At 36.1% G+C, this 15209-nt stretch carries 12 protein-coding genes; all 12 read left to right on the forward strand.

What is annotated here, in order from left to right; genetic code table 11:
- The first annotated feature begins 82 nt into the window (after positions 1-82).
- Positions 83-1276 carry a phage major capsid protein gene (locus tag LJE08_RS10340; RefSeq protein WP_227403142.1) on the forward strand — a complete coding sequence of 398 codons (1194 nt, stop codon included), beginning with the start codon at positions 83-85 and terminating at the stop codon, positions 1274-1276.
- Between the two features lie 25 nt (positions 1277-1301).
- Entirely contained in the window at positions 1302-1580 is a 279-nt protein-coding gene (locus LJE08_RS10345; RefSeq protein ID WP_227403143.1) for a hypothetical protein, read from the forward strand.
- The gene (locus LJE08_RS10350) at positions 1570-1953 is read left to right on the forward strand and encodes a hypothetical protein (protein ID WP_227403144.1); all 384 of its coding nucleotides are present in this window, start codon (positions 1570-1572) and stop codon (positions 1951-1953) included. The genes LJE08_RS10345 and LJE08_RS10350 overlap by 11 nt, the downstream gene beginning before the upstream one ends.
- Entirely contained in the window at positions 1937-2299 is a 363-nt protein-coding gene (locus tag LJE08_RS10355; protein ID WP_227403145.1) for an HK97-gp10 family putative phage morphogenesis protein, read from the forward strand. The genes LJE08_RS10350 and LJE08_RS10355 overlap by 17 nt, the downstream gene beginning before the upstream one ends.
- The gene (locus tag LJE08_RS10360) at positions 2296-2670 is read left to right on the forward strand and encodes a hypothetical protein (protein ID WP_227403146.1); all 375 of its coding nucleotides are present in this window, start codon (positions 2296-2298) and stop codon (positions 2668-2670) included. The genes LJE08_RS10355 and LJE08_RS10360 overlap by 4 nt, the downstream gene beginning before the upstream one ends.
- 18 nt (positions 2671-2688) lie before the next feature.
- Entirely contained in the window at positions 2689-3189 is a 501-nt protein-coding gene (locus LJE08_RS10365) for a phage major tail protein, TP901-1 family (RefSeq protein WP_227403147.1), read from the forward strand.
- A gap of 90 nt (positions 3190-3279) precedes the next feature.
- Positions 3280-3681: a tail assembly chaperone gene (locus LJE08_RS10370; protein ID WP_227403148.1), complete on the forward strand. Its 402-nt coding sequence runs from the start codon at positions 3280-3282 to the stop codon at positions 3679-3681.
- 50 nt (positions 3682-3731) lie between these two features.
- The gene (locus tag LJE08_RS10375; RefSeq protein ID WP_227403149.1) at positions 3732-4055 is read left to right on the forward strand and encodes a hypothetical protein; all 324 of its coding nucleotides are present in this window, start codon (positions 3732-3734) and stop codon (positions 4053-4055) included.
- Positions 4055-7063, forward strand: coding sequence for a tape measure protein (locus tag LJE08_RS10380; protein WP_227403150.1), 3009 nt, complete (start codon positions 4055-4057; stop codon positions 7061-7063). Before LJE08_RS10375 ends, LJE08_RS10380 begins: the two co-directional genes overlap by 1 nt.
- Complete coding sequence (locus LJE08_RS10385; protein WP_227403151.1) at positions 7063-8595, forward strand: distal tail protein Dit; 1533 nt, start codon at positions 7063-7065, stop codon at positions 8593-8595. The genes LJE08_RS10380 and LJE08_RS10385 overlap by 1 nt, the downstream gene beginning before the upstream one ends.
- Entirely contained in the window at positions 8595-13151 is a 4557-nt protein-coding gene (locus LJE08_RS15100) for a hypothetical protein (protein WP_275051309.1), read from the forward strand. Before LJE08_RS10385 ends, LJE08_RS15100 begins: the two co-directional genes overlap by 1 nt.
- 4 nt (positions 13152-13155) lie before the next feature.
- A partial coding sequence (locus LJE08_RS10395) for a DUF859 family phage minor structural protein (RefSeq protein ID WP_227403152.1) occupies positions 13156-15209 on the forward strand: 2054 nt, incomplete at its 3' end.

Raw genomic sequence — 15209 nt, forward strand, 5'->3', positions numbered from 1 at the left:
CTATTATTGTACGCTATTTCTCGTCAAAAATCAACCATTTGTTGTGACAGAGCCTAATGCAAAAAATTAGGAGGAAAAATTAATGAAAACTAAAGAAGAATTATTAGAAACTTTAAGACAAGCTATTGATGATAAAAGTTCAGATGGCTTGTTTGATGCATTAAGCAATTTAATTGAGAATCAAACTGATTCAAAAGCAGAGCAGATTTTACAAGAAGCATTACGAGTTGACGATTCAAATATTTTAAAAGCACGTGGAGCTCGTCAATTAACATCTGCAGAAAAAGCATTCTATAACAAAATTATTGATGCAATGCGCTCTGACAATTTTCGTCAAACAATTGACAACATTGATACTGTATTACCTGAAACAGTTATTGAAGATATTTTCTCAGAAATTGAAAATGAACATCCATTGTTATCTAAATTAGATATTCAAGTAGCATCTGCAAAAGTTAAATTGTTATTCGGTGTTGCAGGTGACAATAAAGCAACATGGGGTAAATTAACTGATAAGATTGTTACTGAAATCTCAGGATCATTTGAAGAAATGGATATTTACCAATTAAAGGTAAGTGCTTATGTACCTATTCCTGAATCAATGTTAGATTTAGGACCAGTTTATTTAGACAGATTTGTTCGTACATTGTTATATGATGCATTATCAAACGGTATTGAAGATGCATCATTGAACAACTTGGAATCTGATAAAGGTCCTATCGGTATGATGGCTGATTTATCAAAAGGTACAACTAATAGTGGAAAGACTACTTACGCTGCTAAGACTGCTAAAAAAGTTGTTAATTGGACACCAAAAGGATTAGCTGATGTAATCAAAGCTATGGCTAAAGGCCGTAACGGAAAAGCTCGTAAGGTTACAGGTTTATTCATGGTCGTAAGTCCTGATGATTATTATGGATTAGTTAAACCTGCAATTTGTATCCAAACTCCTGCAGGTGACTGGGTAGAAAAATCACCATATCCAATCGACATCATCCAATCAGTATATTGCCCAACTGGTAAAGCAATCATGGGTATCGACAAAAAATACATGATGGGAATTGGTACTGCTCAAGCAGGTAAATTAGAAACATCTGATGAGTTCGCATTCTTGGATGATAACAGAACATACAAGATTAAATTGTATGGTAATGGTCAACCAAAGGATAACAACGCATTCCAGGTATTAGATATTACTGGATTGAAAGAGTTAGCTTTCAAAGTTGATTCAACTACTACAGTAGAAGGTCAAGTAAATACAAAAGCAGCTGCTTAATCCATAAAAGAAAGGTGGCATCTAAATGGATGAATATTTATTAGGCTTAATCAAGACTGATTTAGGTTACAAGTGGTGCGACGATGCCACAAACGAAAAACTAAAACATTTAATCGCAGAGGGATTAGCTTATCTGAAGAAGTATAGTCCTTCTGCAGATTTTCAAAGTGATGAATTTTCTAGAAGTTTATTAAAGAATTACGTGCTATATGCTTTATCAAATGCAACTGATGATTTTAAAGTTAATTACAAAGATGAGATTCTTCTCTTTAGTGATTTAGGAAGGGCAAGCGATGTTAGTTAAGAAGCAGTCACAAGGTAATACGACTTTTAATGATGGCATCTTGAAATCTGTATCAATTCGTAATGGTGGGATTTTGAAAGATTTATCAAGTTACATTCCATTTGGCCAAAAGACAGTTGGATACAATCGCTTTTTTAGAGCTTATAACAATGATATTAAAATATCGAAAGTTGTGGTTGTTCCTTTTGAATCAGAGCTACAAGATGCGGATTATGTTGAGTGTGGCTTTTTTAGAGAGCCTGATCAACCTAGCATTTATAAAGTTGTCCAATGCCAAGAGTTACTTGATTCAAAGCCTATGTGTCTTCAATTGTCTTTAGAAAAAGTCAAAACTAAGTTTGACGATAGGAGATTAAATGAGAGTACGAATTGATGGCTTGAATGAAATGAAAAAAGCATTAACTAAAAAGAAAGTCGCAGTTGAAAAGGTAGCATCGGCAGTAACTAAAGCAGGAGAAAAGGCCGAGCAAGTAGCAAAGGATTTAGTTCCTAAAGATAGTGGTGCTTTGCACGAAAGTATCCAACACAAATACGTAAGTGGTGGTAAAACAGTTATCATTGATGCACCTGCTAAAAATTCTAAAGGTGTTGAATATGCTCAGTATGTCGAGTTCGGTACTAAAAAGCATGGACCTTCTCAAAAGTTTATGCGACCTGCACAAGATGAAGGAAAAAAAGTGCTAATTGAAGAATGTAAAAAGTTGGTGGAGACAAAATGATAAGTGAATCAATTTATGAATTATTAGGACAAGAACTTGATAAAAAATATGACACATATTATTTAGATCAAGCGGAAGATGATGCAGATTGTCCATATATTCAGATGTATTCGATTTATGACAATCCAAGCCAATTTAAAGATTGTGAGAATGGATATTTTAATTTAGATGTTCATGTATGGCACTATCGCATGGATAAACGAAAAGAAGTAGCGAATATTATGGACGATATTTTACGTATAGCAAAGCAACTAAAAATCGAGAATCATTCGGTAATGTGCTTATGTGATGGAAGAAGAATATTAGTCGACAATTCCACAAGTACAACGTACTTGCATGGAGTAATCACTTTGAAATTTAAATACATTTAATTAAGGAGGATATAAAATATGAAAAGTGTACATGGCAGCAAGATTATTTATATGTATCGACCATTGAATGAAGAGGCTAAAAAAAGTGCAGCGTTACGTTTAGCTTTTGTAAAAGAAAATGGTAAGACTGTATCAACTGATGCAGATACAACACAGACTAAAGATGGTATATTGCGTTCACCTAGCCAAGCAGAAATTGAAATCACTTCTACATCTGTATTAGCTAGTGATGATAAAATGATCGAAGCGCTTGAAAAAGCACAGTTAAATAACGAAAAAGTCGAAGTATGGGAAATCAATTTAGCTAAACCAGGATCTTCTAGCGGTAAATATAAAGGAACATATTACCAAGCTTATGTTACTGAAATTGAAAAGAGCTCACCTTCAGATGATTGGACAGAAATGTCATTAACGTTCGGAATCGAAGGAAAAGGAGCTGAAGGCGATGTAACCGTTCCTACTGAAATGCTAGATGAAGCGTTGTATACATTCACTGATACAACTGCTCAATCAGAATAGTTTTCTAAAACTATAGGGAGATTTAATTCTCCCTTTTTTATTTATGCGCATAAACAAAAACGAAAAGAGACAAAAAAGGAGACTTAACTTATGAATATGCAATTAGAAATTAACGGAACAACATATGAATTTAGATTTGGTATTGGGTTCATGAAAGAGATTCAATCTCGATATAAAGAAATGGCTTCAATTTCAGTAGCAATTCCAAGCGGATTCAAATACGTGGTAGCTAGTATGCTAGATGGTCACATCGAAGATTTGTTTGATATTTTATACACTTCAAATAAAACAGAAAAACCACGCATTACTGAAAAGGCCTTAATGGAATATCTAGAAGATGAATCAACTGATATTGAATCATTGATTAAACAAGTAAAGACTTTTTTATTACAAGCCAATGCATCGAAGAACTTAATGAATCAGATTATGAACGCATTGGCAGAGGAACAGACGGAAACGACGGCGACAAAAGCAAAGACGAAAAAGAAATAGACTACATCACAGAGATTTATGATGATGTAGCTTTTTTTTGCTTTAAAAATTTGAAGTTTACATCGTTTGAGCAAGTTGATCGTGTGACTTTGGCCGAATATAAATTGATGCTTAAAACTAATTTAGGCAGAGAAGAAGAAGTTGAATATGACCGACATTGGAGAGCCTTTTTACAAATGGCAGTCCAATCGACTGTTGGCAAAGGAAAATCACAACGTATGCGTTATTCAAAATTTGAAAAGTTCTATAACAGAAAAAAAGCAAAAAAAGAATTGGATAAGATTTTAAATCCAAAAAGCGAAAGCAAAACAGAAGAAGAGTCTCGTATTGAAAAATTAATTGAATTTAAGAAAAGAAAGCGAGGCGATGAATAATGGCAAGTGGTGAAAACTATAAGGTTAATGTCACCTTGAGTGCTAATGATAAGAACCTATCGAAAACATTATCAAGCGTGACAAAGCAAAGTGATTCATTCCTTAGCAAGCTTAAAAACAGTGCGGTATTCGGCGCATTTGCTAGTGTAGGTGCTAGTGCGATGCATACAGTCACAAGTGCGATTAGTGGAACTATATCAGAACTTTCTGCATCCAATGTTGCATGGAAAACGTTTGAAGGCAATATGCAGATGCTTGGTCAGTCAAGTAGCGAAATCAACAAAACAAAGAAAGCGTTACAACAATATGCTACACAGACTATCTACTCTGCATCTGATATGTCTCAGACTTATTCACAATTTGCTGCAGTCGGAACTAAGAACTGTTTGCAATTGGTTAAAGGATTCGGTGGATTAGCATCGGCTGCGGAAAATCCAAAGCAAGCTATGAAAACATTGTCGCAACAAGGTACGCAGATGGCTGCAAAACCAATGGTTGCGTGGCAAGATTTCAAATTGATGCTTGAACAAACTCCTGCAGGTATTGCAGCAGTTGCTCGTGAAATGGGTATGAGCACTTCTGAACTTGTTAGTGCGGTACAAAGTGGAACTGTTAAAACTGAAGATTTTTTTAATGCGGTTGAAAAAGCAGGTAATAGTAAAGCGTTCACTAAGATGGCTACAGAGTATAAATCTGTTGGTCAAGCTATGGATGGTTTGCAAGAGACTTTAGCAAATAAATTAATGCCTGCATATGACAAACTCAGTCAGATAGGAATAAAAGCGTTAAGTGCAATCATTGATGGTTTAGATGGATTCGATGCAAACATATTAACGAACGGAATTGATAAGGTTATCGATACATTCAAAAGATTTGGTAAAGCATTTGAAAACACAGGCGCAATTAAAGCATTTAAACAAGCACTAAGTGATGTCGGTGGTGCAATTAAGAATGTAATGAGCCAATTCAAAGATACAGGATTGATTGAAAAGTTTGGTCAAGCATTTGGCCAAGTGGTCAAATTTGTATCACAAGCTATAAGTGCAGTAAGTAAATTTATTGGTAAATTAAATGGTGCTCAATTGAGTGGTATCGTTGGTTCAGTATTAGGAGTTGTAGGTGGATTTAAAGCTTTTAACTTTTTGAAGAGTTTTAATCCATTTAATATTTTCAAGAAAAATGCAGAAAGCGGTGTTGAAGGTGCAACAAAAGCAGTAAGCAGTTCTCGCAGTAAATTAGCTACAATTATTAAATCAATCGGTCAATCAATCGGCACTGCATCAAAAGGATTAGGACAAGGTTTGAAAGCTACATTCCAAGGTTTAGGCCAAGGATTAAACGGAGCATTAAAAGGATTAGGGCAAATGTTAAAAGTTGCTAATCCCGTAAATATCTTGGCCTTAGGTGGAGCATTGTTCATGGTGGCCGCCGGTATTGCTTTAATTGGCGAAAGCGGTAATGGTTTAAGTTCAATTGCAGAATCACTTGGAAAAGCATTTAGTGAAGTTATTGCGACTACAATTGATGCAGTAACTCAAGCATTAATTGCATTAGCTCCAGTATTGCCAACAATTTGTGATGCATTTGCTCAATTAAGTCCATTAGTTGAGGCCTTTGGTGATGCATTTGGTACTGTAATCGAATCAGTAGGTAATGCAATTGCAAATATTGTAAATGCAATCGGTCCAGTTATCGAAAGTGTAGTTCAAATCATAGCCAATGCGATTGTACAGATTGTACAAGCTATTGCTCCATTTGCACCTGCGATTGCAGATATGGTACAAGCTATATCTGATGCAATTCAATCAATTTGTGATGCATTCATTGCATTGGTTCAGAATATCCAACCAATCGTTGAATCGGTCAAAGACTTAGTTCAACAGTTAGGTGATTCAATATCACAAGTATTTGAGTCGGCATCTGATGTGATCACATCGTTCGGTGATGCAGTAAGTGGCATTTTAGATTCACTAGCAGGTGTGATTGATTCGATTGGTCAATCGGCATTGAATGCAGGTAAAGGATTTAAAGAATTAGCAAAAGGAATACAAATCATTACAGGTCTGAATTTACTTGATATGGCCGCATCATTAGGAGCAGTCGCAACAGGTGTAGGTGCGATAGCTACTGCATCAAGTGGTATTGGTGATGCAGGTACTCAAATCATGAATTTAGCAATCGGATTAGGATTGCTGGTTGGATATACAGATAGCCTAAGTGGATTAGCTAGTGTAATGCCGAGTGTTATTAGTTCGTTTAGTGGTATCGAGTCTATAAGTGGACCTTTAGCAAGCGCTAGTGGTGCGATGGTTCAATTTGCATCTAGCGCAAGTGGATTAGTTGGTTCAACAACTGTAGCAAGTTCTGCGTTAATTGCATTAGGGGTTGCTTTAACACAGGTTGCAATTCAAGGTGGGCAAGCAGGTACACAGTTAGGTACTAAATTTAAGACTGGATTACAGAGCGGATTAACTCAATCAGTGAGTGTTGCTCGTTCAATGTCTAGAAGTATTACAAGCGCATTAAAATCGGCTTCCAGTGGTGCTTATACTGTTGGTCAAATGATTGGTAATGGTTTGGCTAATGGTATGGCTAGCACATTAGGAAGAGTAAGTGCAATTGCTACACGATTGGCACAAGAGGCAGAAAAAGCTACTCGTGCAGCGGCTAAAGTTCATTCTCCTTCAAGAGTGTTCATGGCTATCGGTAATTATATCGGTGAAGGTTTTGCAATTGGTATTGAACAAACTGCACGAATGGTTCGAAAAGCTACTGAATCAATCGTAAGTATTCCTAATGCTCAATCATTTGATGGCTATGGATTTAGAATGGACGGAGTAAGTAATGTTAATTCAACGACTTATGATTTTAATTCAAATCAAAGCTTTACATTTAATTCAACATTGACTTTGGATGGCCGAACTTTAGCTAAGGCATCCAATAGATACACAGAAGAAGAATTAAATAAGAGTGCTAAATTCAAAGATAGATTGGCAGGTGTTGTTTAATGCTATATGGATTTAGAGATACAACAGATACAAGTGGCGTGCTAGGTAGTAATTTACCTAGCGAAGCCATGAATTTTAACGGAAAGTTTTTAGAAAATGAAATAAATGGATATAGAACTTTGACAGTAAGTGGTAGAGAGTTAATTGGTTCTGAATTTAAAGCTAAAGAAATTGAAGGCCTTGATGGTACGATTTGGAAAGAAAAATACTTAAAACCACGCACGATCACAGTGAAATATCAGATAAAAGCATCTAGTAACAAAGAATTTAGAGATGCATATAACAAGATGAATTTATTGCTTAGTGGAGAACAAGTTAAGATTTATTTCAATGATGAAACTGATAAATATTTCATTGGAACTAAGACATCTAATACACAAGTTGATGGTGGAAGTAATAACGTAATCGGTGAAATCGAAATCTATTGCTCAGACCCTAGGAAATATTCATCCACAGAAAAAGAATTTACTGCTACTGATGGAGTATTGAACATTGTCAATGAAGGAACTGTACCTGTAAGTATTGATTATGATGTTCAGACAACATCTGAAACCGGATATATTGGTATCGTATCAACTGAAGGTGTCATGCAATATGGAAAGATTGAAGAATTAGATTCTGAATCATATCAACAGAGTGAACATTTAGTTAATATCAACAATTTCTATGATTGTGCGGATGATACAAGCGGTACAGATGTAATGCATCCACAATTTGGTGCTAATGGAACTTGTGCAAAAAAAAGTTGGTTTGGTCAAAACTTTCTAGGTTTTGGAACGGTTGGAGCAAAAAAAGGAAATGCTAGTGGTGGATTAAGAACATTGGTAATACCTGCAGATTCAAATGGAGATTCAAGTGGATCTCAGAACTTCTATTGTTATTTTCATTTGATTTTCTATGCGAGTTTGATGGGTCAAACTGGTGAAATGTGTATCAACTTCTTAACAGCAGATAATAAATTGATTTGCGGTTGTAACTGGTACAAGACAGATACAGTAGGTAATACAGGACATTATGAGTTTTGGGCGAACGGTAAAATGTTAAGAGAGTTCTCATACACTACTTCACATTTACACACGCAAAATCCATGGTATTGGGACTGGGGTCATTGCGATATTCTAAAAGAGGGAGGAAACATTCGTTTCTTCTACTGGGGAGGATATCACGACTACTACATTCCAGAGATTGTAAACATGAAGTGCACCAAGATTCAGGTTGCATTTAAACAATGGGGTGATAGAGGTGGAAACCAATTGATGGGCATGATGGGGTTTGATGTAATAAACTTTACAAAGAACAATGTATCAAAATGGAGAGATATACCAAACAGATATCCAAGTGGAACTAAAGTCACGATTGACGGAAAATCATCTCACGTTTATGTGAATGGAATGGCTAGGCCTCAAGATGAGGTGCTAGGAACTAAATATTTTAAAGCACCAGTAGGAACTACAGAGATCAAGACTACGTGCTCTAGTTGGTCAAAATCAAAACCAATAGTAAAGGCTAGAATTAGGGAGGCATGGTTATAATGGAACAAATCAGAATAGCAGTATTGACTCCTTATGATAAGGTGTTAGCTTTTTTAGACAACACAGTACCTAGCGCAATGCATTACTTTGATGAAACATTGCATACATATTTGAAAGGCTCAGCATATACATTTGAATTCACTACATTGACTGCACATGATGATGCAGTCTTTTTAGTTGAAGGAAATAGGCTTAGCTTTACAAGAAAAAACAAAGGCTATTATTTAACAATCATGAATGTTGAAAAAGGTGGTGACACAACAACTGTTACCGCCTACGGTCTTTGCCTTGAATTAACGAATGAATATGTAGATGCTTATAAAGCTCCTAGGGCTATGTCATTTGCAGAATATGTAAATGCGTATGGATTTGAGCAATCGTTTACAATCGGTCGCAATGAAGTATCAGACAAACGTATCACACATGAGTGGACTGGAAGCGATACTGTACTAGCTCGATTGTATTCAATTGCAAATGTATTTGATGCAGAATTAGAGTTCGTAACTCAATTGAATGATGATTATTCTTTGAAAAATTTTGTGTTGAATATTTACAGAGCACATTCAGACTCCATTCAAGGAATGGGAAGTGACAAGCGCAGTACAATACTGAGATATCCAAATGATGTGTATGGAATTATTAAAACAAGTGATATTACTGAGCTATACACTGCAATCAGACCTACAGGGACAAATGGATTGCAACTTAATTCAATTAGTGGTCGTATTGTAAAAGATGCGAATGGAAATGTTTTGTATAAAGTTAATGGAAATAATATACTAGCACCTCAAGCAAGAGATAGATTTCCTTCAACTTTACTTACAAATCATTCAAACGATATGTATGCAGTGCTAGTGTGGTCTTATGAAACTGAAAATGTTGAGACATTATACGGTCAAGCACTAGCTCAATTGAAAAAGAATTGTGTTCCTAAAGTTACATATGATATAGATGCATATATTGATGCGGATATCGGAGATACATTCACAATCGAAGATGCAGAGTATAGTCCTACGTTGTATTTAGAAGCACGAATCACAGAACAAGAGATTTGTTTCACTGATTCAGAAAAGTGCAAGACAATCTTTGATAACTTTGAAGAAAAGCAATCGCAGATTAGTTCGACTCTGATCAGTGAAATGAACAAGATGATTGAGTTAAAGAAAGTTTATGAAGGCTCAATCGTATCTTCAAATGGAGTTCTATTTAAGGAAGATTCAGATTTAACTAATTTGACTGCATTGGTAAAGGATGATGGTGTTGATATTACATCTAAGTATTCAATTATTTGGTATAAAGACGATGAGCAAATATCAACAAGTCAAACAATCACAGTCAACGCTTCAGACTTCGTAGAAAAAGCAGTATATCGCTTTAAAGCCATGAACGGAGAAATACTTAAGGCAACTGCAGAAGTCACTGTAATGCGACTACAAGATGGTCAGAATGGAACAAGCGCATATGTACATATTGCCTATGCAAACAGTTCAGATGGTCGTGTGGATTTTAGTTTAACGGATTCAAATCGTAAATTTATTGGTCAGTATTCGGATTCAAAACAATATGGTTCTGAGGACCCAACAAAATATCGATGGTCTGTAATTAAAGGTGAAGATGGTCAGTCATTTGTGAGCGCCGAGGAACAGTTCTATTATTCAACATCACAAACCGAATTAGTCGGCGGTGAGTGGTTTGTTGGTAATGTGGTTTATCAAAGTGATAAGTTCTTATGGAAAAGATGGAAATGTACGTATGCAAATCCAAGTGAAATCAAGTACACGAAAGCTATATTCGATAACACATGGAATGAGATTGATTCAAAGATCGGTGAGATTCATACTCAAGTATCTCAAGCAAATGTGCAATCCAAAGAAGCAGTCGATAAAGCAACACAAGCTCAGACAGATGCAACAAAAGCGAATGAATTAGCTACCACTGCAAATAATCAATCAAGTGAAGCTAAACAACTAGCACAAGATGCAAATACTAGTACTGGTAAAGCTCAACAACAGATTGATGCAATTAAAGGTGATATCACCGATTCAAAGCAACAGATTCAAGATGCAGTGGATAAAGCCAACGCAAACGCAAGTGAAATTGCTACTGTTAAAGAAACATACGCTACAAAGGTTGACTTAACTACTGAATCAAAAACAATTCATGCAGATGTATCAACAGAGATTGAAAAGAAAGTCGGTGAGTTATCGACAACAGTTTCTCAAACTTATGCTTCTAAGAGTGATTTAACAAGCATTGAAGGTAGCTTAAATACCAAGATTAAACAAAATGCCGATTCGATTACAACTCAAGCAAGTTCAATCGAAAAGCTACAATCAGATACAACGCAAGCTCAGTTAGATATTACAGAGGCAACGAAAAAAGCAACAGATGCTCAAACTCAAGCTAGTACTGCATTAAGTAATGCTCAGAGTGCTCAAACTTTAGCAGACCAAGCTAAACAAAAAGCAGACAGTGCTCAATCAAATTTAGACAATGCTAACAAGGAATTAGCGGATGCAAAAGCTAATCTAGAAACAGTAACCGGTAGAGTTGATGCGACTGAGAGTGAAATCACAAAAGCTCAAACTCGTTTAACAAACGCAGAAACTGCAGTACAGAAAGCTCAGTCTGATGCAACTAAGGCTCAAGGCAACGCAACTACGGCAATCAATAATGCAAAAGCAGCTCAAGGAGCGGCAGATGATGCAAAACAGAAAGCAGAACAAGCTAAGAAAGATTTAGCAGATTTAACGAATAAAGTTACTTCTAATACAACTAAAATCGAACAAAATTCCAATGCTATTAAATTACAAGCAAAATCTGTTACCGAGATAAAAGGAGTGGCAGATAATGCGAACAGTAATGCATCAAGTGCATTAAATAAAGCTAATAGCTTAACTGATAGAGCAAATAGTGGTGAGTTTGATGGACGTGGTGTTGCAAGCACAAAAGTAGAGTATCAAGCATCTACTTCTGGAACGACTGTGCCTACCGGAGCATGGTCTACTACAATTCCATCTGTTGCTGCTGGTTCATATTTATGGACTAAGACTACAACTAACTATACTAGTGGAACTCCTACAATAGGATATTCTGTAGCTCGTATGGGTGTGAATGGAGCTAAAGGAGATAAAGGAGCTACTGGTCCACAGGGTCCTCAAGGCCCTCAGGGATTAAAAGGTGAGACTGGTCCTCAAGGTGCTAAAGGTCCTCAGGGATTAAAAGGAGATAAAGGAGCTACTGGAGATAGAGGTCCTCAAGGTATTCAAGGACCCCAAGGTGATAAAGGTAATGATGGTAAAGGTATTAAGTCTACATCAGTAACTTATCAAATATGGTCAAATGGTACTTCAACTCCGACTGGTACATGGTCATCTACTCCTCCAAAAACTACTGCTGATAAACCATATTTATGGACAAGGACAGTAATTACTTATAGCGATAACACTCAGAGTACTTCGTATTCTGTTGGAAGTACTCCTGAAGGGATTCAAGTTGGTGGTAGGAATTTAATTAAATATGGTAAAGGTGATTCTAAAAACGGAATATTTAAAAACTTCACACGTATAGAAGATGGTTATGCCGAATTTACCTTAAAAAGTAAGCAAACATATGCTATGGTACATATTGAAGAAGGCTTTGTTTTAGGGTGTAGGGAATACAAAGTTGGTGCTGTTTATATTTGGTCATATGACATTATGTTCACTGAATGGAATTTCCCATCAGGCACAAATAGGAATGAGTTTTGGTTTGGACAAAGGTATACAAATGCTCCATCAGGTCAAACTGGAACTGGACAATGGACTAAGGTAACAAGTCATAATTTACCTGAAGTTGGGAGTAATGGGTGTAAATTAAACGAATGGTATCATGTAGAACAAAAAATAATAATTCCAGCAAAAGCTTCTGCCAATGTCGGCACCGCTGCTTCTATTCAATTTTACAATTCTAATGCAAATGTTGAAGCTAGTTTTACAGCAAGATTTAAAAATGTCAAACTCGAACTCGGTAACAAAGCCACAGACTGGACTCCTGCTCCTGAAGATGTAGATGAAGCAATAAATACAGAACGCACTGAGCGACAGTCTGCTATTGAGACTAAAGCAAATGAAATCACTTCAAAGGTTTCTGAAACTTATGTATCAAATTCGGCATTTGAGCATTATCAAAATACTGTATCAACTCAGTTTACTCAAACAAAGAAGGACTTTACATGGTCAATCAATCAATCAGTAACTGATGCTAAGAATGAGATGAGCGGTCAAATTGACAGTGTAAATGGAAGGTTAGATGGTTTGAAACAAACCACAGACAACGTAAACAGTTATATGTCGTTTGATAACGATGCATTGACTTTAGGTAAATCAGACAGTGCGTTTAAAACTAAGATTACAAATCAAGAATGGTCGATTCAAAAGAATGGTGCAAAGGTAACATACATAAATGACCAAACAATGTACATTACAGATGGTCAATTTACGCAGTCTTTAAAAGTAGGTGCATTTGGATTCGTTCCAAGAGCTAATGGCTCTTTAGATTTCAAGAAAGTAGGGTGATTGAATGGCAGAATTTAGTGGCGGAATACAAATTGGTAGTGGACAGTGGGATAAGTATTCGTTAATATTACGAATCAATGAAATATCTTATTCTGTTGAAAATAACACATCATATGTAGAGTGGTGGGTTGGCATTCGTTCAAACACGCAGTATCATACACACAATGGAATTCCTGAAACATTTAAAGTATCCGTGAATGGTACTCAAGTGTTAAACCAAAGCTTTACACCTAATGTGCCGGTAAATACGCTTGTTGGTGTAAAAAGTGGGGCAGTAACTATTTCACATGATGCAGATGGCTCAAAAACAATTTCGGTAAGTGCATCTTTCAGTGGAAGTAACCCTGGATATTATGCACCTATTACTGGCTCTTGCAGTGGTACAGTTAAATTGACAACTATTCCAAGAGCATCAAGTATATCTATTGATAGTCCTAGTATTGAATGTGGTAACACTATTAATATTAACGGTTCGAGTGCTTCAAAGAACTTTACGCATAAAATCTACGCAACATGGAATGGTAAAACAAGTGAATTAGTAACGATAGCTAGTGGTACAACAACCCCTAGCTTTTCTTATACCATTCCTACGGCATGGGAAAAGGACTTACCTAACTCAACAAGTGGCATCGCAACGTTTACTTTAGAAACATTCAGTGGTTCAAATTCCGTTGGTTCTAAATCGGTAAATGCAACTATCAAAGTCAGAAGCGGTGTAGTTCCTTCGATTGATAGTATCAAAATAACGGATGCAAATTCTGTATGTGCAGGAATTGGGCAGATAGTTCAGTCGCAATCTAGGTTGAATTTTGCAATTACATATAGTGGTGCACAAGGTTCAACTGTTACATCTGTATCAACCGAATTTGAGGGACAAACATATAACAATAGCTCATTTACAACTGGTACTGTACAAGGTAGTGGTAGCATTAGCTATACAACAACGATCTATGATTCACGTGGTCGTAGTTCACAAGTCAGTGGAAAGGTAACTGTATCTGCATATAGTTCACCTAGATTAACGAATGTGACTGCAAAACGTGCTAACTCAAGTTATGTAGTAGATGAAGCAAGTGGAACATATGCGTTATTGCATTTCAAAGTAGGATTTACTAGTTTAACAGGAAAGAATGCGACATCATTCTATATCCAATATCGAGCTAGCGGTGCTAGTTCATGGACGAAAATAAATTCATGGGATAACAACTATACTCTTGAGCAAGATTACAAAGCAGGTAACTTATTTACATCTGCAACAAGCTCTTATGAAGTAGCCTTCGGTGTTAAGGATAAATTCATGAATGACTACTCATGGCAAATCTTTACAGTAGCACCTACTTACTCGTTAATTAACTTTGGTAAAGATGGAAGGTCGTTAACGTTCTTCGGTCAAGATGGAAATAATGCCAACCGATTAACTGTAAATGGAAGAATGCAAACAAATGAACTAGTCATAAATGATAAAATACAATACAGCCGTGAAATTTCAGGTAACGGTAATACCGATGGTTATTTTAAATTATGTCAAATTAAAATAAACAGTACTTACGTAAACTATCCGATAGAAATTTGCTATTTTCAACGTGGTAGCCAAACCACAACTAAATTAAATATATTGTTTTATTCAATTAATACAAATGATCCTAGTTTATATAAGTTTACTTATTTCGGATATTGTAGAGGTGCTTATATTGTCAAAGCTAGCACTTCAACTTGGGATATTTATGTAAAGAAATGTGAACCATGGGATGCTATCGGCTTTGTCTATTGGAGTTGTAAGACCCCTAATGTAGCACTTAATATCATTGGAAGCAACGAAGCAAAGCTTCCTGATGGATATACTAGAGCAATTAATTTCGAAGCAGATATGATGTATCCAGTAGGTGCGGTTTATATCACGTACAACAATAATAACCCTGGCAATTTCTTAGGTGGAACTTGGGAACGTTTTGGTCAAGGCCGAACATTAGTGGGTGAAGGCACTGGCAATGATGGTAGTACAAGTATGTCTTTTACGTCTAATTCTACTGGTGGAGAATACTACCATACATTATTATT

This window comes from Holdemanella sp. DFI.5.55 (genome assembly GCF_020593575.1).
GTDB classification, from domain to species: Bacteria; Bacillota_I; Bacilli_A; order Erysipelotrichales; family Erysipelotrichaceae; genus Holdemanella; species Holdemanella hominis.